Below are 24,382 nucleotides of genomic sequence, written 5' to 3' on the forward strand. Positions count from 1 at the left end.
GGCGACTGTATTCGCGCTGCCTTATATATAGGCAGACTTGAGTACGTCCACAGCATGGGTTGGGGGAGGAGCAGGCCACCATGTCGAACAGAGAAATCGGAACGTCGGCCTCACTGGGCCGACGCATCGCCGATCTGAAAGCCAGGATGCGAGACGCCAGCGTTACTGAACACGAGATGCAGACCTTCCAGAAGGTCGCGGCCATCATGGGGGGTGTCGAAGGCTCCCTACGCCTCGACGCCGACGACCTGATCGCGGCGTCCTTCGTCACCGAGGCGCTCGGCGATCCCGGGTCGAATTGAAGGTCAGAGCCCGTCGGCACTCAAATGCCGGCGGGCGATGGCCCGGTTCGCAGCGTTGCGATGCTGGAGCGTGTCTACGCCGCCCGCGGCGGGGATATCTTGCGCACTTTGAAGATTCAGGCGAGCGGCCTCAACGGCGCTTGAGATATTGGGCTTCGCGTTCGTGCTTCTCGGCTGCCTCGCGGCTGTCGAACGTGCCGAGATTGCGTCGCCGCCGGCCCTTGACCACAAGGGCTAAATTTAACCAAACCGCCAAGGCGCCTTAAACGAAGGATCAGACCAGCCGGATCCTTCGAAATATCAATCGCGATGCTCCGGCATCGCCTTCAGCTCATCCTTGGTCCAACTGGTGACGGCGTGGACGTCCCGGGAAACCTCTCGAAAGTCCGCGGTCGCTGCCCTTACACCTCGTCGAACGGGCCGCCGCGCCTCGCCAGGTCGTGACCAATGGCGGCTTCCTCGGCGTCGTCGGGCAAGGCATCGTCACTGTCCTGGTAGGGGTTGTCGTCATCCTCCTCGGGCAGTTCGCCTTCCTTCTCGACTCCGGTGGTGTCCGGCAGGCTTTCCTCATCTGCTCCGTCGGGCAGGACCGTTGCGCCACGCAGCGCATCCCAATCCTGCCGGCGCGGCGTCGGCGCCTCCACCTCGTCATTGGCGATCGTGTCGCGGGCATCGTTTTTGCTCGGTGGCGCCTCGACCTCGTCATTGGGTTTTCTGTTTCGTTCTTCCATGATTGCCTCCTCTGGGCGGCTTTGCGTCGAGAAGGTGGAACTCACTTCCGGCTGTCAGGTTCCGGCAACCACTCCATCTCCGTGGAACCAATTGCCGCCAGTCTGCTTTGCCAAGGACTAGTCTGTTTTGCCAAGGAGATGAATCCAGAGGAGCTGGACCATGAAGACTTTCCCCCTCATCCCATGCGTGCTGCTCTTGGCGCTGGCCGACCCGGCGGCTGCGCAGGACAATGGCGACCGGAACGGCCCTGCCGCGCCTTGCCAGGCGCAGCCTCAGGACGATGCTCGGAAGCCGCCGGTCGCCAATGGCGGTGGCGAATCGACCAGCACGCTCGGTCCCTGCGGCGGCGTGCTGCAGCCGCCGCCCAGTGGTGACCAGGGTATGACGCAGCCGCCGCCGGACCAGGGCAAGACGCCGGTGATCAAGCCTGGCGAGGTGCCTGCGCAGCCGCCGAAGCAATGACCTTTGCTTGAAACTTCACGGCGTGGCACGAAGGCGGTCGGTTCCGGTCTTGGCCGGGCGACGCGGTCACCGGATCAATGCCGGCGCCGGCCGCGATCGCCACCGGAATTTGGAGCCGTGCATCGTCCACGTCGAAGGTCTCCTGAGGGATTGTGCTTCAATGCGAATCTTGCGGGTGCGGGTTCTGCTGGCATGACCGGGAAGCCGATCAATTTAGTCTCCGCTTGCGGAACAAGACCGTACCGGCTGCGTTTGCCTCCAGGAGCCCGCCACCTCGATCTGCGCTGTTTTCGCCTCATGCGGGAACACGGCGGAGCTCGCCAACAACGACAGGAGACGAAGATGAAAACCATCCTTATTCCCGCCGTCGCCGGGCTCGCCATGATCGCTGGTATCGGCATTGCCGCCGCCGACGAGGTCATCGTCACGCAGCCGGCACAGCAGCAGGTGATCATCACCCCGGAACAGCGCACGGTCGTGCACCAATACGTAAAGAAACATCCGCTTGCCTCGGTCAATCTGCTCGGCGTCGAATTGAATGTCGGCACTGCCTTGCCTGACACTGTCGAGCTGCAGGAGGTTCCCGACGTTCAGTACAGATACGCCGTCGTCGACAACCATACCGTGTTGGTCGACCCCAGCACGCGCAGGATTGTCGAGGTGGTCGAGTAACGCTCGACAACCTAACCATTCATCGGTGATACGGCCCTGTCGTTCTTCCTAAAAGGGCGGCAGGGCCGAATGATGAACATGATGAAGGAGAATTGCCATGTTGCCGCATGTCGAGACCCCGAACTCCGCCAATGTTGCGGCGTGTTGCGACAAGTTGCTGGCCGAGCGCAACACGGCGCTGTTATCGATGAAGGAAGCGATCGCGCTCCTGCGGGAGCGCACCGGCACCGATCGTTCGGATGCCGACCTCGCGGGGCTGATCGTCAAGAAGGCGGCGCTGCTCGGCGTTGCGGTGATTTCCGACCCGCGCTGAGATGTCTCGTCACTCAAGACGCCGGCCGAATTTTCGGCTAATGTTTTCGTGGAATCTGGACCAACCGACCGGACCCAACCACGGAGGCTTAAGTGACGGACGACAAACAGGACCGCATTCGCCAGCGCGCGCACGAGATTTGGGAAAAGGCCGGCCGGCCTGAAGGCGCGCATCAGGAACACTGGGAGCAGGCCACGGCTGAAGTCGATGGCGCGGTCGCCAAGCCAAAAAAGGCGGCGAAGAAAGCTGACGCCAAGCCCGCCAAGGCAGCCGCCAAGCCAAAGGCAGCGAAGCCTGCCGCCGCAAAGTCCGGCAAAGCCAAATCGAAATAAGGCCAAGTTGAAACGAGGCCAGTCGAAATAGAGCAAGGCCGGAATTCGCTGGCCGGGCCATCCTTGGCGCCCGCCGTTCAGGCGCGCCCGAGCCTCTCAACCTGACGAATTGCGCCTGCGACGGGCAGCGCAATTCCTTGTGTTTGGCGACAGCCGCCCCTCATGCCTCCCAGGCATAACTCGACAGCGCAAAGCGAATCCCGGCAGCTGTCATAGCCAGTTCGCATTCGGTGATCTGGCGCAGGTGGCGCAGATAGCGCGTCACGGTCTGTGGCAGCCAGCCGGCGCAGGCCTCGACATAGGCGCGGCTGTGAACAAGGGTGCCGGTCGACAGCCTCTCGTTCTTCTCGGCAACGACTTTCAGATATTGGCGGATGAAGCGGATGTCGTCGGCGATGTCCTGGCTAGCCATTCGCCAAGCCCCGGCGAGGCGTTCGCACTGATCGAATGACAAGGGCAACAAAGGGGGCGGCAACAAAGGCGGCGGCAACGACGGGGGTGACAGCAAAGGACGAGAGAGATCGGCGAAGGCAACATGGTTCGCTGTGCTCAAGGACATTCCTCTCTGCGAAAAGAGATATCGTACTTTATGTACGAATCAGCGTCAAGCCAATTTCGTACGGTTGGGACGATGGCAATGAATATAGCAGCGGTCGCTTCAGCTAATCACGCATCGTGAATCCTTCAGGAGTCGCACCAATTTCGCGGAGGGCTTTTCCCAGGATGGTGTTGACTGTTTCCCTCGTGTCGGCGTCGAACAGGTTCAAGCCGCGCCGGATCGTCTCGCGCCAGTTTTCGCCCTTGTCCCACGCTTCCATGAAGGCGAAGGCAAGGTCGTCCTGGCGACGTGTGGCTTCGAGCGCTTGGGTCAGCAGGCGCGCTTGATGGAGATCCTTCTCCCGCTTGGCGCCAGCGCTCGGCCCGCGTCGCGAGGCGACGATCAGCTTGTGGATGGCTTAGCGCTGGGCGAGGGGACCAGCACAGGCAAGCCCGAGCGATGCAGCAGCACAGTTCGGATGGGGTCGCGGATAAGGAAATCCAGAAACCGTAAGGGCTGGGCGGAGGCTCTGCCGTTTTCTTATAATTACGTTTATCAGCTTGAATTCCAACGCAGTTATAAGAAATTCGTGGAAATCTTATAACGCAACGAACTGACGAGTCGCTCTGAACGCCCGGGCGCCCGGCCCGTCTGGCCCAAAACACTTTGCCGCAGTGCCTTCAACAAACGGCTTCCCCAATGTCGCGAACAATGCTTTAACCCGCTCATCCACAGGGGTGCTCCGTATGGTCGGGGCTGAGATGAGGGCGGCAAGCCTTCGGACCCTAAAGCTGATCTGGATAATACCAGCGGAGCGAGGCGGGCGATGTTTTCAGGCGCACAGATTTCCCTTTATCCCATGACCGACGATTTCGTCGGCGTCATCCTTGGCGCGCTCGGCGCGCTCGATCCGTGGCGCGACCGGCTGCGGATCGAAACCGACGACATCTCGACGCTTATGGTCGGGCCGCCCGAGGTGCTGTTTCCCGCCATGCGCGACCTGTTCGTCGCGGCGGCCAGAAGCGGCAAGCACTGCGTGCTTTCGGCAGCGGTCTCGCGCGGCTGTCCGGGCGAGCCCGACGATCCGATCTGCCGCTCCGACGAGACCGGCGGCCCCGCCATTCCGCTGGACGAGCGCAAGATCGCCGCGATCCGCGCTGTCCAGGCCACGCCGTCGACCGGCCAGCCGGTGGCGGCGCAGTTCTCGCTCTACGTTATGGGCACGGGCGACCATATGGACGAGATCTACGGCTGCATCGATTTCCTGAAACAGTCCGGCGTCTTTGAGCGCTCAAAGAACTTCTGCACCAAATTTCGTGGCGATGCCGGTGCCGTGTTTGCCACGCTCAACGAGGCCTTCTGCCGCTTCGGCCCCGGCGCCGGCCACGTCACCCTCGACATCACGATCTCGGCGAACAGCCCGAGCGCCGTCTGAGCCGCGGCTCAAGCGTCGTTCCTTGAGGATGTTGCCGTGGCTGGTTTATCTGACCCATTGCGTGGAGGAGATGCCCCTGACCCCTCAGCACAAAGAGGAGGGGAGCCATTGGCGATTGGCGAAGACCGCGATGCCCACGAATCTCCCCCCTCGAGCGGGAGATGGCCGGCAGGCCAGAGGGGGTCCCACCGCGTGGAGCGCCGACGTCCTTTTCGCATCGGCAAGGCGTGGCCGCTCTATGCGAGACGACCCCCTCTGTCGCCTTCGGCGACATCTCCCCCTCGAGGGGGGAGATTAGCCGCAGCCATCGCCAAGACCATCCCCGCCGCCTGCGCCTTCGCCCTGCTCCTCGCGGCCTGGGAGCTCTACGCCCGCTATGGCGGCGCTGCCCCCATCATGCTGCCGGCGCCGTCGCGCGGTTGTGTGCGTCAAGTTCTGCAAAATGGGGCGGCCATGATGCTGGTCATGCGGCTTGGCGCAGAGCGAGCTTCTTGTGCTCGCGCAGGACGTCCATATTGATGTATCGGTTGGCCTCCATCCAGTTTTCATTGGTCTCGACGGCCAACGCCCTGACCAGGCGCAGGCAGCTTTCGGTGTTGGGGAAGATGCGCACGACATAGGTGCGCCGGCGGATTTCCTCGTTGAGCCGCTCCAGCATGTTGGTGGATTTGAGATGCTTGTGGTGCTGTCTCGGCAGCCTGAAGAAGGTCAGGGTTTGTTCGATGGCATCCTCGGCCCAGCCTGTCAGGCGCGGATAGCGTGCCGACCATTTGGCAAGCCATGCGGCAAGATCAGCCCTGGCCTCTGCGAGATCGCGCCGGTCGTAGAGCCAGCGCAATTCCTGCAGGCAGTCGTCGCCGTGCTTCCTCGGCAGATGATCGAGCGCGTTCCTGAGGAAGTGCACGTAGCAGCGTTGCCAGGCGGCTTCGGGGATCACCTCGCCGATCGCTGCCACCAGGCCGGCGTGATCGTCGGACACGACCAACTCGACGCCCTTGAGGCCGCGCGCCTTGAGGCCGACGAGGAAGTCCCTCCAGGCCGAGCGGCTCTCGCGATTGGCCATCTCCACGGCCAGGATCTGGCGCCTTCCGTCCCAGTCGATACCGACCGCTATCAGCACCGCCTGGCTCATGACAACACCGGCTTCACGCACCTTCTCGTAGCGCGCATCGAGGATGAGGTAAGGAAACGGCTCTTGAAGGGGGCGCCTGGCAAAGGCAGCGAGGCTCTCGTCCAGCCGCTTGTTGATGGCCGAGATCGACGAGGCCGAGAAGGCATGGCCGCACAGTTCTTCCGTGATCGCCTTCACCTTGCGGGTCGACACGCCCTGCACATACATCTCCGCCAGCGTCGCCACCAAGGCCCGCTCGGAACGCTGGTAGCGCTCGAACAGCTCGGTGGAGAAGCGCCCGGCACGGTCCTGCGGAACCCGCAGCTCGAGCTTGCCGACCCGCGTCACAAGGGTACGGCCGTAATAGCCCGAGCGATAGCCAAGCCGTTCGGGCGTGCGCTCGCTCTTCGAGGCACCCAGCGCCTCGTCCATCTCGGCCTCAAGCACCTCCTGCATCACCGCACGGAGCACCTCGTGCAATCCATCCGGGTTCGAAAGCAAAATGTCTTTGACGGCAGCGCTGGCGGTCTTAACTTCAGTCTTGGTCATGGTGGCGTTCCTTCGCGGGAATCAGGTGACGTGAACAATCACCAGCCTGCCATGACCGCCCCCTCTCAGCGAATTTGCAGAACTCTCAGCACACTACCCGTCGCGCGTGCTGCAGCAGGCCTGGGAGCATCGCGCCGCCCTGGCCGACAACACGCTGCCTACCATCCGCGCCACATCAGCCGGCTTCGCCTGCTCGTTGGTCGCTGCCTTCGTGTTTTCGGCGCTGGTCGATTTCTTGGCCCCGCTGCGCCGCGCGCTGTTTCCGCTGCTGATCGTCAGCCAGACCTTGCCGCTGGTCGCGATCGCGCCGCTCATCGTGCTGTGGTTCGGCTTCGGGCTGATGCCAAAGATCCTGCTTGTGGCGCTCGTCACCTTCTTCCCGATGATGGTCGCGCTGGTCGAAGGTTTTGCTGCGACCAGCAAGGAGATTTCGCAGATGCTCGCGGCCATGGGGGCAGGGCGCTGGCGTATCTTCTGGCTGGCGCGCCTGCCTTCGGCGCTGCCCTATTTCTTCGCCGGGCTGCGCATCTCCATCACCTACGCCGTGGTCGGCGCGATCTTCGCCGAATATGCGGGGGCGGCGAAGGGGCTGGGCATCTACATGCTCAATGCCAAGAACAACTTTCGGCCCGATCTGGTGCTCGCCGCGGTCGCCGTGAGCGCCGCGCTCACGCTTGTCTTGTTCGCCATTTCGGTGCTCGTCCAGCGCTTCGCCATGCCTTGGGAGAATGCAGGGAGCGAAAGCCGCGACGGCAAGGTTGAAGCTGCAGAAGAGAACCGTCAATGACGCGGCTCGAACTCCGGGACATCAGGAAGAACTTCGGCGCGCTTGAGGTGCTCGCCGGCATTTCGCTTCATGTCGCGGCCGGCGAGTTCGTCTCCATCCTCGGCCCTTCCGGCGCCGGCAAGTCGACGCTGTTCCAGTTGCTGACCGGCGCGCTGAAAGGTGAGGGCGACATGCGCTTCGACGGCGCGCCATTGCAGGGCAGCCCCTTCGCCTTCATGCCGCAGCGCGACGCGCTGATGCCGTGGCGACGCGTCATCGACAATGTGACGCTGGGGCTGGAGGTGCAGGGCATGAAGCGCCGTGAGGCGCGCGCGTCCGTTGCGCCATTGTTCGCTGAGTTCGGCCTTGCCGGCTTTGAGCGCGCCTGGCCGGCCGAGCTTTCCGGCGGCATGCGCCAGCGCGCCGCCCTTTTGCGCACCGTGGTGCAGCAGCGCGACATGCTGCTGCTCGACGAGCCCTTTGGCGCGCTGGATGCACTGACCCGCGCGGGTATGCAGCGCTGGCTGGAAGGCATGTGGCAGCGCCACCGCTGGACCGCGCTGCTGATCACCCATGACGTGCGCGAAGCCGTCTACCTCTCCGATCGAATCTATCTGATGTCGGCGCGGCCGGCCCGCATCGTCAGCGAGATTGCCGTGCCGCTTCCGCGCCCGCGCACCACCGGCAGTGATGCCGCGCACCAGGCGGCAGCACTTGAAGCCGAAATCCTCGACACGCTGCTCGATCCGCCGATCGACCGTGTCTCGTCCCCGCAGACCGCTCAAAGGAGTTTTTCATGACCGAATTCACCCGCCGACAAGCCCTGCTTTTGACGCTGGCAGCCGGACTGCCGCTGGCCTCGCGCGCTCATGCGGCTGCGCAAAAAATCACCGTCGCGCTCGACTGGACCGTCAATACCAACCACATCGGCCTGTTCGTTGCCCGCGACAAAGGCTTTTATGACGAGGCCGGGCTTGCCGTCGACATCCTGCCCTATGGCGATACCGGCGCCGGCACACTGGTCGCCAACCGGATCGCCGATTTCGGCATTGCCGGCGTCGGCCTGTTCACCCAGCGCGCCGCGGGCGCCGATCTCAGGGCGGTCTACGCCGTGGTGCAGCAAGAGACCGGCCGGCTGGTCTTCAACGCGGATCGCGGCGAGATCAAGAGCCCCAGGAATCTCGACGGTCTGACCTATGGCGGCTTCGGCAGCGCCTGGGAAAACACGCTGATCTCGACCATCATCCGCCACGATGGCGGCAAGGGCAGTTTCGAGACGGTGACGCTCGGCACCTCGGCCTATGAGGCGCTGGCCAACGGCTCGGTCGACTTCACGCTGGAAGTCTCGACCTGGGAAGGCGTCGATGCCGAACTGAAAGGCATCAGGCAGCGTGGCTTCCGCTACGCCGACTACGGCGTGCCCGACGAGCACACCACCGTCATTGCCTCAAGCGATGCCTATCTCCAGGCAAACCCGAAAGCGGCGTCGGCCTTCGTCGAGGCAACGCGGCGCGGCTATCAATTCGCAGTCGACCATGCGCAGGAGGCCGGCGATCTGCTGATCGCTTCCAACAAGGACGCGCTGACTGATCCGGCGCTGATCCACGCTTCGCTGAAGATGCTGGTCGACGGGCACTTCTTGCGCAGCCAAGACGGCGTTATAGGCACCATCGACAAGGGCAAGATAGAGGCGATCGGAACCTATCTCTTCAACGCCGGCATCCTGCTCGACGCCGACGGCAAGGCGCTGAAGGAGCGGCCGGGTTTTGAAGGATATTTCAGCAACGCGTATCTAGGGTAGGGTTCGAACTGCTGATCTCCCCCGCAAGGGGGGAGATTAGCTGTATGGCCGCCGGCGCCACTCCTCACATATCGATCATCGAGCGCTTCACCCGGCCGATGATGGTGATGGCGCCTTCGAGCGCCGGCGGCGGGATGTCCATATAGGAGGCCGGCTGGAAGGGCGGGTTCTCATTGGGGCGATAGCGCTTGTAGGTGGCCTGGCCGGTTTCGTCGGAGATGACGTAGCAGCCATTGGTCACCAGCCGCTTGTCCCTGAGGTTGACGAAGATGATCGAATCCGGCGGCGAGATCTTGTTCATCGACGGGCCGTCGACGCGCAGCGCGATCCATTCGCCCTGCTCGAGATCGGTGGTGGGGATGGTGGGATAGTCGCTGAGATTGACCACCATGTCCTGGCCGCCGAGTTCGCCGGCGCTGATCCACGAGACGATGGGCACGTCGACCGTGGCCAGCGACGGCATCGGGATCTGCCGGCCCGTCTCGTCAAAGCCGAAATGGCCGCCCGCGAGGCTGCCGCCATCGCCATTGAACAGCAGCCAGCCGGGATCGACGCCGAACAGGCGGCCATATTTCTCCGCCGCCTTGCGCGACAGCGGCCGGTTGCCGTTCTCATGGCTGATCAGCGTGTTCTTGTTGATGTCGCGCAATGCCCGTGCGGCATCGCTGGGCGAGGCATAACCCGCCTCCGCCCGCGCCTGCTGCAATCTGTGCCTCGGTTCCTGCATCGTACAAATTGCCCGATATTTATCGTCCAATACGTACGATTTCGCTTGCGTACGTTTCGTACATATCGTACGCTTAGCGCATGATCGAACAAATCGCAAGCGTTTCCGCAGGCATCGTCAGCTTTCTCGAATCGTCCGGGCTGTCCTCCTCCCCGGTCCGGACGCAAACCGGGGCTTTTGCCCCGGATCCGGTCGACCTCCCCCTGTCGATCGGAACGGCCGGAGCCGTTCCTCTCCCGGCTCCGGCCACCTCTTTGCCTCAGGGCACCGCCGGTGCGCCAAGGGCTGTCTCCGGCGGGCAGGGTATTTCCTGCATCCGCACGGAAGATGGCACCGTCATCCTGTTCGACCGGCTGACGGGCAGGGCGGTTTCCGCCCTCACCAAAGCGGCCGCAGAAGCCGCCTTGCGGCATCTCGCCGGCTCGCTGCCGGCCGCCAGTATCGGCTGACCGCACCGACCATCCGCTCTGATTTTTCCCGTGGGCCCTCGGGGCCGGCGCTCGGCCTTTGCGCGCGCAATCAATGGATACCGACATGACTGCCTATACCGAGACCGAACTGCAGGAGATCGCCGTCTGGCTGAGGGATGGCCTGTCGGCAACAGGGATCGCCGTCCGCTTCACGGCGCTGCGCGGCAGTCCGGTCTCGCGCAATGCCATCATCGGCATCGTCCACCGCAACAGCGCGTTGAAGACCATCGGCTTCGCCAACCCCATAGGCGGCAGGTCCGGCGGCCGACCGAGGAAGAATGCGACGGGGAAGACTGCGGCAAACGAGAATACCGCCAAGAGGAATCCGCCGGCGCAGCCAAGCAAGCTCGTAAGGGAAGTAGGAGTTTCGAAGCAGGCCGCGCCGGTCAAACCGGCCGCCAAACCGAGCCGTCAGCCATCGGCCAGGCCTCTGTTGCCAGCCCGTCCGGCGCCCTCGATCCCGGGCGAAGGACGGCTGGTGGTGGACGGCGAAGTCTATCGTTTCAATGTGCCGGCGCCGCGCCCTGCTTCGCTCGGGCGTCAGCCGCATGTCGCCGCCATGCGCTTCATCGACTGCCTGTTCAACCGCTGCCGCGCGCCGCTCGACTTGACGCTGGAGGAAGACCCCGACAACGATGCTCCCGGTAGCCGGCCAGGGCCGGAGATGCTGTGCTGCGGCCTGCGCACAAGGGCGCTGAAAAGCTACTGCGAATATCATCAGACGCGTTTCCACCGACCTGTGGCGGAGATGGTGTGAGCGGCTGGGCTCCGTTCCTCGCCTCCGGACGACCCCACCAATGATCGAAAGCCGGCGGGACAGCGCCCCCCTCTGTCCTGCCGGACATCTCCCCCACGCGGGGGGAGATTTGCAGCTCGCCCGCACTGCCTTCCAACGGCGGTGGTGATTGGCGAAAGCCGACGCGACATCCGATCTCCCCCCAAGTGGGGGAGATGCCCGGCAGGGCAGAGGGGGGCGCGAAGGAACGCCAACCTTCCGGCTCAACAACCCAATCCCACAAGGATCCCCCGATGAGCAAAAAAACCGCGCAGAAAGCCAAACCGCCGAAGCTGCCGGCGGGCGAAGTCGAGCAGGTGCGCATCCGCCGCGAGATCGGCCATGATTTCGCGCTGAAGGACGATCGCTTCGGCCGCAAGCGGTTGAGCGTCGGCACCGAAGAGGCGCGGCGCGTCTACGAGGTCTCCAATGACGGCTACACCGCGACCGGCGGCATCGTGCGGGTGCGCAATGTCGATCCGCTGGTCGGCATCACCTCGCTGACCCGCCAGCAGCGTGAGGCCGGCCAGCGGTTTCGCGACGATTTCGAGCGCGCCTCGCGTGACGGGCTGCGGCCGATGCCGTGGGAAGAGCGCATTGACGGCGGCCGCATCAATGGCGGCATCCCCGACCGCGTGCTCAACGCCAGCCGCGCCCACACCCATGCCATCGCCGCCATGGCCCACTGGGAAGTGGCGGAGGTGGTTCGCAAAATCTGCCTCGAAGGCCAGTCGGTGAAGGCGCTCGCCGAACGCACCGGCGAGGGACGAGATGTGGTGGTGAAGCTGTTGAAGGTCGGGCTCGACCTTTTGGCCGTTGATTACGGGATGATGATGCGGAAGCCGCGATAAGGCCGGCAGCCGCGTAGTGAAGCGGCCGGCCGGCAGATGCCGGCCGAACCGGTTTCACCCTATCGGATCACCGTTCGCAAACGCGAATTTCCTCGACGATCCTGTGATGATGGCGCCAATGCTTGACCAACTCTATGCGGCAATGGCGATGGTGCCTGTGATACCTGTGGTACCTGAAGCCGTTATCGTAGGCATTATACTGGTAGTAAGGGCGAGGAGCGTAGCGATCGTAATAGTCGCCATAGCTGTCATTGTAGTCATCGTCATAGTAGCCGTTGCCGATGCCGATCACGACGCGCCCGCCGGCATTCGCCGGAGCGATCATCGCCGCCGCCGCAGTGATAGCGATAGCCGAAGCAAGCAGGAGCTTTCTCATAGCTGCCTCCTATTCAAGGTTGCGCTAATATAACTCGCTGGACACGACCTCGTTCCATAATTTTGCAAGATGCGAACGACCCCTGCGCCGTGCATTGCGAGGAAAGTCAGCGTCACCTCCTGTCAGCATCGTCCCCCGATTTTTGAACCCTTCGCCGCCCCAGCCATTAATCCGGCATGAATCAGCAAGGGAAGGACGAGACCATGCATGTCATTCTTGGAGGTACCGGCCATGTCGGCTCGGCGGCGGCAATGGCGCTGTTGCGGCAGGGCGAGGATGTCACGGTGGTGACGCGCGACGAGTCGAAGGCCGCATGGTTGGTTGAACAGGGCGCGGAGGCCGCGGTTGCCGATGTGCTCGATGTCGAGGCGCTGCGTGAAGTCTTGCGGCGCGGCAAGCGGGCGTTTCTGCTCAACCCGCCGGCCGATCCATCGACCGACACCGACGCCGAGGAGCGCAAGACGGTTGGCGCCATTGCGACGGCACTGGAGGGGTCCGGCCTCGAAAAAGTGGTAGCGGAATCGACCTATGGCGCGCAGGCCGGCGAGGGTGTCGGCGATCTCACCGTCCTTTACGGCCTCGAGCAGAAGCTGAAGGCCCAGGCCATTCCGGCAAGCATCAACCGCGCCGCCTATTACATGAGCAACTGGGATCAGGCCCTGGAGACGGCGCGGCGCGACGGCGTCATCACCTCCTTCTTCCCGGCGGATTTCGAGCTGCCGATGGTGGCGCCGCAGGATCTCGGCGAGGCTGCGGCGAGACGTCTGCTGGAGCCGGCGGACAAGACCGGCACGCACTATATCGAGGGTCCTCGGCGCTACTCCGCCGCCGATGTCGCCGCAGCCTTCAGTGCGGCGTTGCGCAAAAACGTGCGCGTGGTCACGGTGCCGCGGGAGCGCTGGACAGAAACCTACGAAAAACTAGGCTTCTCCAAAGCGGCGGCCGAGTCCTATGCCCGCATGACCGGGGCCACGCTGGACAAGCCGATGCAGCCGGAAAACCCGGAGCGCGGCACGACCAGCCTGGAAAGCTATATTGCTGCGCTCATCGAGGGCCGGCCGGAAGACCTGTTGAAGGGCGCAGCGTAAAGTGAAGGGTTGCTGTTGAGAAACAGGCGCTTCGACGACCTACGTGGCCCGCTATTCCTATTGCCTGACCGTTCGGCAGTTGCCCGCCGGCGGCGTGGTCTTGCAGATATCGATGGAGGTGCGCGTGTCGCCGTGACCGGTTTCGGTTATCAGATTCAGGCCAAAAGTTCGTATGTCACGAGGTATCGTATGCTGTCGTCGGGTATTTTTTGCATGGCCGATACGATCCACGAACCTGCTTTCATCTCGGTGAAATAGCTGTCGACCTTGCGTTCATACCATTTGGGTATCGGAACGAGGACGATGGTCTTCTTGCCGTGGATTTTCTTGGCGGCCGGCAGCATGATCCGGTGAATGCCGACAAAGGCGCGGCTGTCTGCCAGGCGCCGTACGCCGCCCGCAAGAACCATCGTACAAGCTGACGAACAGACTGCGCCGACGGGGTTGGCGACGCCGAAGCGGAGGTCGCCCGGCCCGCAGGCTTTTGTGTCTGGCGCGCATTCGGAGAACTCCGTCTTGCCAACCATCGTGTCGAGCCCGCTGGCGCGGATCATATGGCCAAGCGCCATCGCCGCATCGGTCTCGCCGCCCGGGGAATTCAACGCCAAAGGCAATTTGCGGGGGCCGAGTTTTTTCAGCAAAGCCTTCAGCAAAGCTGGCGTGCCGGCCACGATGTGACCTTCCGCCGAAATCCATTCCGGGCATGTCGGCTCGCATCCTGGCGTGCTGTTGCGTACAACGACGAAGTGCATCGGCGGTGTATATGCCAGTATGGCAGGCTCAGGCGTCGTTTGGGCGATCGCGCCGCCAATCGCCAGCAGCACGAAAACCAACGTCCATGCGAATGTCTTCATGCCGAGCCTCGCCTGGCAGAGCATCACTTGAGAAATGGGTCTTTGCAAGCATTATCAAAACAAGCCGAGCACGTGTTTCTATGGGCCGCGCACTATCTCTGCATGATGGACAGGCAGCTACTGGCGGCCCCTGTCTGAACCGTCGTCGCTTTCCGCCGCCCCCTCCCACCCGAACACACTGCGCCCTCCAAGCAGATGCGACTGGTCGAACTCGCCGGCGACGATCTCCTTAAGGCTTGGCCCGGTGACGTAGCGCTCCAGCCGCCGCGCTTCGCCATCCAGCCGCTGCAGCGCGCCGAGCTCTTCCTCGCGGCCGAGCTTGGCCTTGCCGACGGCCGATTTCAGCACCGCGATCGTCTCGTCATAGACTTTCAGCGGCACCGGGAAGGGGTGGCGGTCCTTGCCGCCATGGGCGAGCGAGAAGCGCGCCGGATCGGAGAAGCGGCAGGGCGCGCCATGCACCACTTCCGCCACCATGGCCAGCGCCCGCACCGTGCGCGCGCCGACGCCGGGCACCAGCAGCAGCTCGGGAAAGTCGGCCGGCCCGCTTTCGATGGCGGCGGAAATGTTGCCGTGCAGCCGGTGCATGACGATGTCGCTCTCGCGCACGTCGTGATGCGCCGGCATCACCAGATTGGGCAGCATCGGCTGCGCCGCCGGTTTCGCAGGCGCTGCTTTCGGCGGCGGCTCCAGCACGGCAAGCTCGTCGAGGATCCGTTCCGGGCTCATGGTCTTCAACAGGTCGATCTGGCCGCTACGTGACGGCGCGGCGCGATGGTCGGTCAGGTTGACGATCTCGCCCTGCCGCTCGCCCTCGATCGCCGCATGCGGCTGGTCGACGAAGCTTGTCAGCCCTTCCGACAGCCAGTGATAGCGCCGCGCCTGGCGGCTGTCGCCGTTCATGCCTTGCTGCACCACCACCCAGCGGCTGTCGTCGGTGACGATGAAGCCGTGCAGATAGAGGTCGAAGCCGTCCTGCACGGCCGCACTGTCCACTTTGGCGACCAGGCGGCTGGCGGTGGCGAGTGCCGCGCCATCGATGCCGACGCGTTCGCCGATCGCGGTCAGCTCCTGCGGCGTCTTGCGCGAATGCGCGCCGCGCCCGCCGCAGACATGGATGCCGAGCTCGCGCGACATCGGGTTCAGCCCGCGCTTCAGCGCGCCGACGACCGAGGTGGTGATGCCCGAGGAGTGCCAGTCCATGCCCATGACGGCGCCGAAAGACTGGAACCAGAACGGATGCGCCAGCCGCCGCAACAGCTCGTCGCGGCCATAGTGATGGATGATCGCCTCGCACAGCACAGCGCCCAGCCGCGTCATGCGATCGCCCAGCCATTTCGGAACCCGCCCGCCATGCAGCGGCAAATCCGCACTGCCGCTTCGCTGCGTCAAGTGAAAGCTCCGTGGCTAAGGCGCACCGGCGGTGCGCCTGTGATCTAGATGGCATTTGGGGGGCGATTTGCAAGTGGGGTGGGGGCGGCGACTATCGTCGCCCTACGCTCTTCTTGGCGTCTCGCCGAAAGATGCAGTTACGCCGCCTGTCGCACCTGGCAATAAGGTCGGCTCCATGCTTGTAGGCGAGACAGGTCTCGAATAGAGCTTACCCAGCCGACGGCAACTATTAAAATCAAAAACGATGTCGCAATTCTGGTGGGTAAATCACAGTCAGACCGCCTGCCAAGAGATCGACGGGCAATATCTCTGGTCGCCCAAAACTCAGAAGAATGGGGCACGCAGCGAGTTCTACAAAAATATGCGTCGGGCGACACCTGGTGACCTCGTGTTGTCTTTTTTCGGTCAAGCCGTGCGCTATATTGGTCGGGTAGCGGAGTTTGCATTCACAGCACCGAAACCACCGGAGTTCAAGAACACTGGAGCCAATTGGAACGAGGAAGGTTGGCTTCTCCCGGTGTATTGGGCGCCGCTCCTGCCGACGGTGCGCCCGTCGGACATAATTGGCGAATTGGGTCCGCTTCTGCCTGCCCGATACTCGCCCATCGACCCAAACTCCGGATCAGGCCGTCAAAACGCCTATCTCGCGAGCGTATCGCAAGAGGTGTTTCACACAATTGTCGCGGGTACAGCTTTCGACCGCGAAGCTTTGAGGCGTGGTGGCGCAAACAGTCTCACTTTCGAAGTCGTCAATGAAATTTTAGAGGACGTCGTTGAGCGCCGTATCCGAGACGACCTCCAACTCGAGGACACTGTAAAGACGAGCGTCATTCAAGCTCGTCGCGGCCAAGGTAAATTTCGTTCCAATGTCGAAGCCATGGAGCGCTCGTGCCGACTCACAGGGGTCACCAATCCCTCGTTGCTGATTGCAAGCCACATCAAGCCTTGGCGCCTATGCGCTTCCGCGCAGGAGCGCTTGGACGGCATGAACGGGCTGCTCCTCACGCCTGATGCCGACCACCTCTTTGACCGTGGCTTCATCAGTTTTGAAGATAGCGGGCAGGTCCTCATATCCCAGCGCGTCGACAAGACTGATTTGCGGCGGCTCGGATTCGAGCAATTGGTGATGCAGAGTTTCGGCTTTGCCGAAGCCCCCGCCGTCTGGCGCACTAGCACCTTCACCCCGCCGCAGCAGGCTTACCTCGCTCACCATCGAGAGGATGTGTTTGTGGCATAGCTCGCATCAACTGAGCGTCAGCCGTCAGGTCCCCCTACCTCGCCGCCCCCTAAAACACCGCCTTCTCCAAGAGCGGCTCCAGTGATTCAGCAAATGGCGTCGCCAGGTGGTGCCGGTCGCGGAAGGCGAGTTGGCCGTTGATGAACACGTGGCAGGTTTGGGCGTCGCAGAACTGGCTGGTCAGGTCGACATAGGTGGCGCCGGGCACGCTGCGCACGACGTCGCGCTCGGCCGCGGCGATGTCGTCGTTCGCCGCCGCGTCCCTCGGCGTGTCGCAGACTTCAGGCACCTGCCCGCGCCACAGCGCCCGCGCCACGCATTTGTCGGCATAGCTTCCATTGTAGGGAACGTCCCGGATTACCGCGACCTTGATCCCGGCCCGGCTGAATGCCGCCAGCGTCCAGCGCAGGCCGGTCTTCCACTCCTCGTTCCCATCGGCGTGCTTCAGTTCCTCGGGCGATTCCTTCATCACATTGCCGATCGAAAATTCCGAGATCACCACCATGTGCGGGTGCAACGCGATAATGTCCTTGACCGATTGCTCCCGCCACTGGTCGCATTCGGTGTAGTCGCGCTTCAGCCGCCAGTTCCAGGTCGTCACCCGCGAGGCACGGCAGGACGATTTGAGATAGGTGACGAGGCGATAGTTGTTCTTGGCCGCCGCCTCGATCAGCGGCGTCGACCAGTGGTCGGCATGCGAATCGCCGAACAGCGCAATCGAGCGCGGGGCGTCCTTGTTGCCGAACACGCAGGCCTTCGGCGTCACCGTCTCGAAGGAAAGAATACAGCCGGCCGCGCGCGCCGTGGAAGGCTGCGCGGCGCTGGCGGCAATGCTGCGCTGCTCAGGGTCCAGATCGTGGACGGCCAGCCTGGCATTGGCATATGCGGCTGCGACGCTGGTGCCGGTCAGGAGGACGGCCGGCACCAGCGCCCGCGCCGCACTGGCCATCAGCCAGCCATTGCGACGGATCGGGTTCTCGATGACATGATAGGTGAAGACCGACAGCGCCAAAGTGAGCGCCAGGCAGGCGAGGCGTCCGAGCGGCGACAGCTCGGGCACCACCATCGTGGCATAGACGATCACCGGCCAGTGCCAGAGATAGAGCGAGTAGGAGAGTTTGCCGACCCATTGCAGGGGCGGCAGCGCCAGTGCCGCGCTCGGGCTTTTCTCAGCGCTCTGCCCTTGCTGCGCATGCGCTGAACCGGCGAGCAGCAACAGCACTGTGCCGGCCACCGGCACCAGGGCGAGGAAGCCGGGGAAGGGGGCTTCCTCGCTGAAGGAGAGATAGGCGCCGGCGATCAGCGCCAGGCCGAGCCACGCCAGCGGCGCGGCGAGCCGCGGGCGGTTTTGCCAGACTTGTTGCGGCACCATGCTGGCCAGCCCGCCGGCGGCGAACTCCCAGACGCGCAGCGGCGAGAAGTAGAAGGCCCAGGGCTGTGAGACCGTGGTGAGCCAGGCGCAGACGGCGAACGAGACGAGACCGGCAATGCCGATCACCAGGATCGCGCCGCGCTTGCCGGGGCGCAGCCATGCCGCCAGTGCAAGCAGCGCCGGCCAGGCGAGATAGAACTGCTCCTCCACCGACAGCGACCAGAAATGGACAAACGGGTTGCTGGCCGCATCTGCGGCGAAATAGTCGAACGACCAGCGGATCAGCCACAGATTGATCATGTAGGCCGAGGCGAACATGGCGCCCCTGGAATAGAGCGATTGTTCCTCCGGCGACAGGATGAAGGCGCCGGCCACCAGCGTGGCGAGAATGACGAACAGCGACGCCGGCAACAGCCGCCGCGCGCGCCTCGCGTAGAAGCGCCACAGGTTGAGCCGCCTGGTCTCGGTGATTTCGGCAAGCAGGTGTTTTGTGATCAGATAGCCCGAGATGACGAAGAAGATGTCGACGCCGGTAAAGCCGCCGGGCAGGCCGGTGAAGCCGAAATGAAAGGCGATCACGCCTGCCACCGCCAAGGCACGCAGTCCTTCAATATCGGGCCGGAACGATGCTGACACGATTTGCCACCTCGTGCTGGTGCATGACCCCGCCTCGGCGAGTAACGATCGCGCCGGGATCATACGTGCGGCAGCTTTGCGCCCAACGGGACACGGCGCTGCAACCGTTCACAGTCGGACCAAGACTCCGCCCTATGGGTCGATATCGCAATGCAACAAATCTAACGCAGTGCAACATTGGAGGAGGCGACGCCGCTGATCTCCCCCCTTGAGGGGGAGATGGCCGGCAGGCCAGAGGGGTCGGTTCGACCGGACTCGGCCCAATCCTGCAAGTGAAGGCAGGCGCTCCACGCGCGGCGACCCCCTCTGTCGCCTTCGGCGACATCTCCCCCTCGATGGGGGAGATTAGGTCCCCGCCTCCTTCGCCAAATCTCCGACATCCGGGGTCGGCCCTTGCGTTGCCCCCGTCACACGCATCGGCTATCCAACCGGCAGCCATGCAATTCAAACGGAGCCTCCCATGACCAACACCACCATTTTCAAATTCGGCGCTGTCGAGCATGCCGAGGGCGGCGACTTGCCGGGCTGGATCGTTGTCGCGGGCCGGCCGACCATGCAGACCGCCGTGCAGCACACCACCGCCGACGGCAAGGTGCTGTCGGGCACCTGGCGGGCCTCGCCCGGCACTTATCACGCCACCTACACCGACTATGAGTTCGTGCACATGATCGCCGGCCGCATCATCATCACGCCCGATGGCGGCACGCCTGTCGAGGTCGGTCCGGGCGATGCGTTCGTGGTCGAAGCCGATTTCAAGGGCACCTGGCAGATCCTCGAGCCGGTAACCAAGCACTTCGTCGTCAAGCTTGCTTGATCGACGTAGTCAAGCTTGCTTGATCGACGTCGCCAGGGTCGCCTGATCGGCTCGTCGTCAGGCTTGCTTGATCGCGTCGTCAGGAGTGCCTGATCGGTGCCGATACACGTCGGCCGGCGCGGTTCATCGCCAGCGTCCCCCTCGCCCAGCAGGGGGAGGGGGACGTAGCGAAGCGAATATCGGTTAAGAGGGCGTCACCTCGTTCGCTTCGAACCGATGCGGATCGAAAAGCTGAGACGATGGCGTTCTGCGGAGCCTGGTCGAGATAACGCAGGCCAGGACTGCTGCCGGGTCGCCGGCGCGTCAGCCAAGAGCGAGCGGCGCACTTCGAGAGTGCATGCCGCCCGTCCGGCGCCGGGCCGTCAATGCTGTTGTTACGAAACCCCCCAGCCCCGTCTCAACCGCCACGGCCATGGCGTGACCCATGGCTTGCTATACGCATGCAGCACCGCGGTCTGTCAACGCCGCCCGCGATGGCCGCGGGGGGTCGCCTTTGCACCTCCCGGCCAGCTTCCAACCGGCCGCGCGGACGCCATTCGCCGCTACAAAATGCGCTTGAAATGGCGGTTTTCCGGGTGTTCCGGCCGCTCCGGAGCGGACCTTTGGCGCGACAGAGGTCGCGATCTAGGCGATTGGATGAATTTGTCTTTCGCGGCTGAAACGTTTCAGGAGCCGGATTGTAGACCTGACTTTTTTTGGGTGTATTTCCCTCACGTCAGTTTTGCACTCCAGCCGGCCCGATCGACCCGCCGGAGGGCAAGCCTCAGGGGCCGGCGTCGGCGCTCTGAGTCTCTCGGACCGACGGGCGCCGGACCATGCCGCTGACGACATAGGCCGCCGCGCCCAGCGCCGTGATCCAGAAGCTCGTCGGCCAGTCGGTCAGGAAGGCGAGCGTCAGGCTGATCCAGGCGATGATCACGGCAAGCGCGATGGACGTCAGCACGCCGGCTCCGACGCCGCTAGTAAGCCTGAGCGCGGTGGCTGCAGGCGCCACCATCAGCGCGAAGACGAGCAGCACGCCGACGATCTGCACCGCCTCGGACGTGGCGACGGCGACCAGCACCATGAACAGGGTCGAGACAAGAGTGAGCGGCACGCCGCGCGCTTCGGCGAGTTCCGGCTGCAGGCTGGCGAACAGCAGCGGCCGCGCGATCAGCAAAAGCGCGACAAGGATCGCCACCGCCAGCACCGCAAGCACGATAACGGTGCGCAGGCTGATGCCCAGCACATTGCCGAACAGCACGTTGGTCGCCTGCGAGGCGAAGGCGGTGTAGAAATGCAGAAACAGCAAGCCCAAGCCGAGCGACAGCGTCAAAACGATGCCGATGGCGACGTCGCGATGCGCGCGTTCGCCGAGCAGGCCGATGCCGATGCCGGCGGCGACGGTAAACACGGTGAGGCCGAGAAACGGCGACAGCCCGATCAGGCCGGCGCCGGTGGCGCCGGGAAAGCCGACATGGGAGAGCGCATGACCGGCGAAGGTCTGGCCCCGGAGCACGAGGAAATAGCCGACCGCGCCCGAAACGATGCCGACGATGGTGCAGGCATAGAAGGCGTTGCGCATGAATTCATAGTCAAAGATCGTGGACATGCGCCCCGCTCTCCAGTTCGACATCGTCGGCCATGACGAAGATGCGGCCGGCAACCCGCACCACATTGATATGCGTGCCATAGAGTTTCGACAGCACCGGACCGCTGATGACCTCGTCGACGGAACCGATCGCCGCCTTGCGGTTGCCGAGATAGAGCACGCGGTCGACGGCGCGCAGCAGCGGGTTGATCTCGTGCGAGCAGAACAGCACGGCAATGCCGAGCCGCTCGCCGATCTGATGCACCAGGTCGATGATCGCGCGCTGATGGCCTGCATCGAGGCTGATCAGCGGCTCGTCGAGCAGCAGCAGTTGCGGATTGCCGATCAAGGATTGCGCGATCAGGATGCGCTGGCGCTCGCCTCCGGAAAGCTCGCCCAGCGGCCGCCGCGCAAGGTCGCCGGCGCCCACCTCTTCAAGAGCCTTCCACGCCGCCTCCTTCTCGGCAGCCGATGCGACGGGCCAGCCCCAGCGATGCCCGCCGGCGGCACTCAGCACGAAGTCGAGGCCGCTGACGCCGACATCGCCAAGCGCGCGCCGCGCCTGCGGCATATAGCCGATGTCGGCGTTGCCGCGCGTCGGCGATTTGCCAAGCACCGAAATGGCGCCGCCGGCCGGTTTGATCAGGCCGAGAATGGCGCGCAGCATCGTCGTCTTGCCGGCGCCATTGGCGCCGAGCAGGCCGACAAAGGCGCCTTGCGGTAGAGAAAAGGAGACGTCGGATAAAACCCGGCGTCCCCCATAGGTCAGCGTGACCTTGTCGAATTCGATTGCGTTCATTTAGTCACATTCATTCGCAGTCACATTCATTGTGTGCGGGCGGCGAGCGCCTTCTGGACCGCGTCGATCTGGCCGCCGAACCAGGTCTGGATCGTCTGGCCCGCCGGTTCCGTCTCGGTGACGCCGATGACCGTGACCTTGTTCTGCTTGGCGATGTCGAGCAGCCTTGTCGTTGCCTCGTCGGTCACCTGCGAATTGTAGAACAGGATCTTGGCCGAGCCGTCCTTCAGGCTGTTTTCGAACGCCGCCACCTGCGTGGCGCTCGGCTCCGCATCGTTCATCAAGGCCACCTGGAAATCGTAGTTCAGCATCTTGAGACCGAGCGCTTCCGCCATGTAGCCGAAGACCGGCTCGGTAGCCGTCACCTCGGTGCCGGCATAGGTGTTCTTGACGTCGGTGATTTCCTTGTCAATGGCCTCGAGCGAGGTCTGGAATGCCTTCAGGTTCGTCTCATAATACACGGCATTGGCCGGATCGCGCTTGGCAAGGTCGGCGCTCAGCGCCTTGGCGATGGCCGGCAGCGTCGCCGGGTCGTACCACAGATGCGGGTTGTCGCCCGACTTCTTGCCGATCAGGTCGGCGGCGACGATGGTCGTGCGATCCTTGGCTGTCGAGGCCGACAGCAGCTTGTCCATCCACGGATCGTAGTCGGCGCCGTTATAGATGACGATCTTGGCGTCGGCGATGGTGCGCGCCGTCGACGGGCTGGTCTCGAACAGATGCGGATCGTCATCGGGATTGGCCAGGATGCTGGTGACGGTGACGTTGCTGCCGCCGATCTGGCGGGCAAGGTCGCCATAGAAATTCTCGGCCGCCACGATGGTCAGCTTGTCTTCGGCGCGGGCAGCCGTGCCGGTCAAAAGCGGCACCGCGACGAGCAGCGCGGCGAGAAAGGGAATGCGACGCATCCGTGGTCTCCTTGCAGTCTGAAATGTATGTCGCCGGAGAGGCGGGCTGTGTAACTGTATAACAGTAACAATATAACGTTTGCGTCGAAAATACGGCTGATGTCAATGGGCTTTTCGAGCCGCGCAGTTTTTCACGCGCACAAACCGTGAGCGGCCTGCGCCGATCAGGCGGAGCCACTCATGCGTGTCGGCTATATGCGAAAGGGCAGGCGATCGCCGGCACCGCGAGGCCGCCGCGAGCACACCGTCGTGGCGGTATCCTGATGAATTCGCGGCGGGTAAGTTCCTTGCTTGTTGCCGTCAGTTTTGCGGGCGCCTTCCCTCCCACGCGTCCTGCAACAGGGCGCGGATTGCGGCGCGGTCGAAAGGCCGCGGATTCCAGTATGGGTTCCTGGTCGCAATCTCAGCGGCGCGGTCGAGATCGGCCTGCTTGAGGCCGAGTTCTTTCAATGTAAGGGGCGCGCCGATCGCCTTGGCGAAATCCTGGAGACCGCTACCGGCGCTGCCGCCAAACAAGTCGGCGACCGGCTTCAACAAGTCGGGCACCGCGACGGCGTTGAAGCCGATCGTGTGCGGCAACATCACCGCATGCGTCTCGGCATGCGGCATGTCGAAAGAGCCGCCGAGCGTATGACAGATCTTGTGATGCAGCGCCATGCCGACGGCGCCGAGCACCGTACCGCACAGCCAGGCGCCGTAAAGCGCATCGCCGCGTGCATCGATATTTCCAGGCTCCTTGGTCAACACTGGCAGCGCCGCCGTCATGGCGTGCAATCCTTCTTTCGCCATCAGGGTGGAAATCGGATTGCGATCCTGCGCGTAAAGCGCTTCGGCCGCGTGCGCCATGGCGTTGAGTCCTGACGCGACGCTCATCGCTATCGGCAGGCCGACGGTCAGCTCTGGATCGTAGATCACCACTTCCGGCAGGATCCTTGCGTCACGCATTGTGGTTTTTTCGCCGTTCTCGGTCTGACCGAGGATCGGCGTCACCTCCGAGCCGGCATAGGTGGTCGGGATGACGATCTGCGGCAGGTCGGTGCGCCAGGCGATCGCCTTGCCGAGACCGGTGGTCGAGCCGCCGCCAAGCGCGACAACGCAGTCAGCCTTGACCTCGGTTGCCTTGGCCATTGCCGTTTGGGTTACCTCGACCGGCGTGTGCATGGCGGCGCCCGAAAAGATGCCGGCCGCCAGCGCGCCGAGGGACTTGGCAAGCGCCTCGCCGTCGGCAGCCCGATGCGGCGTCGACAGCACCAGCGCGCGCTTGCAGCCGAGTTTTTCGATCCAGGTGCCCACCTCGGACGACGCGCCATTGCCGAAGACAATATGCGCAGGGCTGCCGGAGTAGGTGAACGTCCTTGTCATGCCGATCCGCTCCCTTTGCATATTGTCACTGTGACGGAGCCGAAATCGAGCGACCAGCTCTCGCCGCCGGCGACATCGTTTGCGTCGTCACCGTCTCGCAAGCGGGGCCTGATCTCTCCCGCGTACTCGCAAACGTAT

At 63.6% G+C, this 24,382-nt stretch carries 28 protein-coding genes, 3 pseudogenes and 1 riboswitch; of the genes and pseudogenes, 15 read left to right on the forward strand and 16 right to left on the reverse strand.

The genetic code is table 11. From position 1 onward, the window contains the following. Nucleotides 1–80: 80 nt before the first annotated feature. A complete protein-coding gene (locus AC3CCE_RS29445) occupies nucleotides 81–302 on the forward strand; it encodes a hypothetical protein (RefSeq protein ID WP_023670355.1) in 222 nt (73 codons plus the stop codon). A gap of 300 nt (nucleotides 303–602) precedes the next feature. Here AC3CCE_RS29445 and AC3CCE_RS29450 read toward each other — a convergent pair. Continuing rightward, nucleotides 603–737 (reverse strand): annotated as a pseudogene (locus tag AC3CCE_RS29450) (PRC-barrel domain containing protein); the annotation flags it as partial. After that, a complete protein-coding gene (locus tag AC3CCE_RS29455; RefSeq protein ID WP_023740113.1) occupies nucleotides 704–1,033 on the reverse strand; it encodes a hypothetical protein in 330 nt (109 codons plus the stop codon). The pseudogene AC3CCE_RS29450 and the gene AC3CCE_RS29455, both read right to left, overlap by 34 nt. A 160-nt stretch (nucleotides 1,034–1,193) precedes the next feature. Between AC3CCE_RS29455 and AC3CCE_RS29460 the strand changes: the two genes are divergently transcribed. From AC3CCE_RS29460 to AC3CCE_RS29475, 4 genes are all read left to right on the forward strand, one after another. Further along, the gene (locus AC3CCE_RS29460; RefSeq protein WP_352538142.1) at nucleotides 1,194–1,496 is read left to right on the forward strand and encodes a hypothetical protein; all 303 of its coding nucleotides are present in this window, start codon (nucleotides 1,194–1,196) and stop codon (nucleotides 1,494–1,496) included. Between the two features lie 342 nt (nucleotides 1,497–1,838). Next, nucleotides 1,839–2,168, forward strand: a complete 330-nt coding sequence (locus tag AC3CCE_RS29465) for a DUF1236 domain-containing protein (RefSeq protein WP_023670359.1) — start codon at nucleotides 1,839–1,841, stop codon at nucleotides 2,166–2,168. Between the two features lie 97 nt (nucleotides 2,169–2,265). Then, complete coding sequence (locus tag AC3CCE_RS29470) at nucleotides 2,266–2,481, forward strand: hypothetical protein (RefSeq protein WP_023670360.1); 216 nt, start codon at nucleotides 2,266–2,268, stop codon at nucleotides 2,479–2,481. Between the two features lie 92 nt (nucleotides 2,482–2,573). Next, nucleotides 2,574–2,813 (forward strand): DUF2934 domain-containing protein, encoded by a 240-nt coding sequence (locus tag AC3CCE_RS29475; RefSeq protein WP_023684825.1) that lies wholly within the window; start codon nucleotides 2,574–2,576, stop codon nucleotides 2,811–2,813. A 160-nt stretch (nucleotides 2,814–2,973) separates the two neighbouring features. Here the strand turns inward: AC3CCE_RS29475 and AC3CCE_RS29480 are convergent, their stop codons facing one another. The 4 genes and pseudogenes from AC3CCE_RS29480 to AC3CCE_RS29495 all read right to left on the reverse strand — a co-directional run bounded on the left by AC3CCE_RS29480 (nucleotide 2,974) and on the right by AC3CCE_RS29495 (nucleotide 3,855). Then, on the reverse strand, nucleotides 2,974–3,225 hold the full coding sequence (locus AC3CCE_RS29480) for a hypothetical protein (RefSeq protein ID WP_023670362.1): 252 nt from the start codon (nucleotides 3,223–3,225) through the stop codon (nucleotides 2,974–2,976). Between the two features lie 250 nt (nucleotides 3,226–3,475). After that, nucleotides 3,476–3,631: a hypothetical protein gene (locus AC3CCE_RS29485; RefSeq protein ID WP_488377235.1), complete on the reverse strand. Its 156-nt coding sequence runs from the start codon at nucleotides 3,629–3,631 to the stop codon at nucleotides 3,476–3,478. Nucleotides 3,632–3,676: 45 nt separating this feature from the next. Continuing rightward, nucleotides 3,677–3,766: pseudogene (locus AC3CCE_RS29490) on the reverse strand (GSU2403 family nucleotidyltransferase fold protein); the annotation flags it as partial. Further along, nucleotides 3,754–3,855 (reverse strand): hypothetical protein, encoded by a 102-nt coding sequence (locus tag AC3CCE_RS29495; RefSeq protein WP_488377247.1) that lies wholly within the window; start codon nucleotides 3,853–3,855, stop codon nucleotides 3,754–3,756. The gene AC3CCE_RS29495 and the pseudogene AC3CCE_RS29490, both read right to left, overlap by 13 nt. Nucleotides 3,856–4,074: 219 nt before the next feature. Next, nucleotides 4,075–4,187, forward strand: a riboswitch (TPP riboswitch). On the opposite strand from AC3CCE_RS29495, the gene AC3CCE_RS29500 reads away from it, so the two are divergent. Further along, nucleotides 4,178–4,786 (forward strand): YkoF family thiamine/hydroxymethylpyrimidine-binding protein, encoded by a 609-nt coding sequence (locus AC3CCE_RS29500; RefSeq protein WP_352627448.1) that lies wholly within the window; start codon nucleotides 4,178–4,180, stop codon nucleotides 4,784–4,786. Its footprint overlaps the riboswitch before it by 10 nt. Nucleotides 4,787–5,249: 463 nt before the next feature. On the opposite strand, the gene AC3CCE_RS29505 is transcribed toward AC3CCE_RS29500, so the two are convergent. Next, nucleotides 5,250–6,446, reverse strand: coding sequence for an IS256 family transposase (locus AC3CCE_RS29505; RefSeq protein WP_488377099.1), 1,197 nt, complete (start codon nucleotides 6,444–6,446; stop codon nucleotides 5,250–5,252). A gap of 97 nt (nucleotides 6,447–6,543) precedes the next feature. Between AC3CCE_RS29505 and AC3CCE_RS29510 the strand changes: the two are divergent. The 3 genes and pseudogenes from AC3CCE_RS29510 to AC3CCE_RS29520 form a co-directional block, all read left to right on the forward strand. Beyond that, nucleotides 6,544–7,233: pseudogene (locus AC3CCE_RS29510) on the forward strand (ABC transporter permease); the annotation flags it as partial. Beyond that, nucleotides 7,230–8,012: an ABC transporter ATP-binding protein gene (locus tag AC3CCE_RS29515; protein WP_352625822.1), complete on the forward strand. Its 783-nt coding sequence runs from the start codon at nucleotides 7,230–7,232 to the stop codon at nucleotides 8,010–8,012. The pseudogene AC3CCE_RS29510 and the gene AC3CCE_RS29515, both read left to right, overlap by 4 nt. Continuing rightward, nucleotides 8,009–9,013 (forward strand): ABC transporter substrate-binding protein, encoded by a 1,005-nt coding sequence (locus tag AC3CCE_RS29520; RefSeq protein WP_352625823.1) that lies wholly within the window; start codon nucleotides 8,009–8,011, stop codon nucleotides 9,011–9,013. Before AC3CCE_RS29515 ends, AC3CCE_RS29520 begins: the two co-directional genes overlap by 4 nt. A 64-nt stretch (nucleotides 9,014–9,077) precedes the next feature. Here AC3CCE_RS29520 and AC3CCE_RS29525 read toward each other — a convergent pair whose 3' ends face one another. After that, entirely contained in the window at nucleotides 9,078–9,740 is a 663-nt protein-coding gene (locus AC3CCE_RS29525) for a LexA family transcriptional regulator (RefSeq protein WP_352625824.1), read from the reverse strand. Nucleotides 9,741–9,820: 80 nt separating this feature from the next. Between AC3CCE_RS29525 and AC3CCE_RS29530 the strand changes: the two genes are divergently transcribed. The 3 genes from AC3CCE_RS29530 (at nucleotide 9,821) to AC3CCE_RS29540 (ending at nucleotide 11,836) form a co-directional block, all read left to right on the forward strand. After that, a complete protein-coding gene (locus tag AC3CCE_RS29530) occupies nucleotides 9,821–10,189 on the forward strand; it encodes a hypothetical protein (protein ID WP_352625825.1) in 369 nt (122 codons plus the stop codon). 85 nt (nucleotides 10,190–10,274) lie between these two features. After that, nucleotides 10,275–10,967 carry a GcrA cell cycle regulator gene (locus AC3CCE_RS29535; protein WP_352625826.1) on the forward strand — a complete coding sequence of 231 codons (693 nt, stop codon included), beginning with the start codon at nucleotides 10,275–10,277 and terminating at the stop codon, nucleotides 10,965–10,967. 272 nt (nucleotides 10,968–11,239) lie between these two features. Then, nucleotides 11,240–11,836 carry a DUF6456 domain-containing protein gene (locus AC3CCE_RS29540; RefSeq protein ID WP_352625827.1) on the forward strand — a complete coding sequence of 199 codons (597 nt, stop codon included), beginning with the start codon at nucleotides 11,240–11,242 and terminating at the stop codon, nucleotides 11,834–11,836. Nucleotides 11,837–11,903: 67 nt separating this feature from the next. Here AC3CCE_RS29540 and AC3CCE_RS29545 read toward each other — a convergent pair whose 3' ends face one another. Continuing rightward, entirely contained in the window at nucleotides 11,904–12,212 is a 309-nt protein-coding gene (locus tag AC3CCE_RS29545; protein WP_023672486.1) for a hypothetical protein, read from the reverse strand. Nucleotides 12,213–12,415: 203 nt separating this feature from the next. On the opposite strand from AC3CCE_RS29545, the gene AC3CCE_RS29550 reads away from it, so the two are divergent. Beyond that, nucleotides 12,416–13,300, forward strand: a complete 885-nt coding sequence (locus tag AC3CCE_RS29550; RefSeq protein WP_023814870.1) for an NmrA family NAD(P)-binding protein — start codon at nucleotides 12,416–12,418, stop codon at nucleotides 13,298–13,300. A gap of 155 nt (nucleotides 13,301–13,455) precedes the next feature. On the opposite strand, the gene AC3CCE_RS29555 is transcribed toward AC3CCE_RS29550, so the two are convergent. Next, a complete protein-coding gene (locus AC3CCE_RS29555) occupies nucleotides 13,456–14,154 on the reverse strand; it encodes a COG3904 family protein (protein ID WP_352625828.1) in 699 nt (232 codons plus the stop codon). A gap of 117 nt (nucleotides 14,155–14,271) precedes the next feature. Continuing rightward, a complete protein-coding gene (locus AC3CCE_RS29560; protein ID WP_023689001.1) occupies nucleotides 14,272–15,546 on the reverse strand; it encodes a DUF763 domain-containing protein in 1,275 nt (424 codons plus the stop codon). A gap of 244 nt (nucleotides 15,547–15,790) precedes the next feature. Here AC3CCE_RS29560 and AC3CCE_RS29565 point away from each other — a divergent pair, with 244 nt between their 5' ends. Beyond that, complete coding sequence (locus AC3CCE_RS29565) at nucleotides 15,791–16,783, forward strand: HNH endonuclease (protein ID WP_023685451.1); 993 nt, start codon at nucleotides 15,791–15,793, stop codon at nucleotides 16,781–16,783. 49 nt (nucleotides 16,784–16,832) lie between these two features. Here AC3CCE_RS29565 and AC3CCE_RS29570 read toward each other — a convergent pair whose 3' ends face one another. Then, the gene (locus tag AC3CCE_RS29570; protein WP_023695501.1) at nucleotides 16,833–18,791 is read right to left on the reverse strand and encodes an acyltransferase family protein; all 1,959 of its coding nucleotides are present in this window, start codon (nucleotides 18,789–18,791) and stop codon (nucleotides 16,833–16,835) included. Nucleotides 18,792–19,251: 460 nt separating this feature from the next. Here AC3CCE_RS29570 and AC3CCE_RS29575 point away from each other — a divergent pair, with 460 nt between their 5' ends. Next, entirely contained in the window at nucleotides 19,252–19,605 is a 354-nt protein-coding gene (locus AC3CCE_RS29575; protein WP_023688994.1) for a cupin domain-containing protein, read from the forward strand. Nucleotides 19,606–20,368: 763 nt separating this feature from the next. Here AC3CCE_RS29575 and AC3CCE_RS29580 read toward each other — a convergent pair. The 4 genes from AC3CCE_RS29580 to AC3CCE_RS29595 form a co-directional block, all read right to left on the reverse strand. After that, nucleotides 20,369–21,196, reverse strand: a complete 828-nt coding sequence (locus AC3CCE_RS29580) for a metal ABC transporter permease (RefSeq protein WP_023685454.1) — start codon at nucleotides 21,194–21,196, stop codon at nucleotides 20,369–20,371. After that, on the reverse strand, nucleotides 21,180–21,974 hold the full coding sequence (locus AC3CCE_RS29585; protein ID WP_023685455.1) for a metal ABC transporter ATP-binding protein: 795 nt from the start codon (nucleotides 21,972–21,974) through the stop codon (nucleotides 21,180–21,182). Before AC3CCE_RS29585 ends, AC3CCE_RS29580 begins: the two co-directional genes overlap by 17 nt. A 26-nt stretch (nucleotides 21,975–22,000) precedes the next feature. After that, nucleotides 22,001–22,882, reverse strand: a complete 882-nt coding sequence (locus AC3CCE_RS29590; protein WP_023712495.1) for a metal ABC transporter solute-binding protein, Zn/Mn family — start codon at nucleotides 22,880–22,882, stop codon at nucleotides 22,001–22,003. 300 nt (nucleotides 22,883–23,182) lie between these two features. Then, nucleotides 23,183–24,244, reverse strand: a complete 1,062-nt coding sequence (locus AC3CCE_RS29595) for a maleylacetate reductase (RefSeq protein WP_352625829.1) — start codon at nucleotides 24,242–24,244, stop codon at nucleotides 23,183–23,185. Nucleotides 24,245–24,382 lie beyond the last annotated feature (138 nt).

It is taken from the genome of Mesorhizobium sp. P160187 (assembly GCF_057766425.1).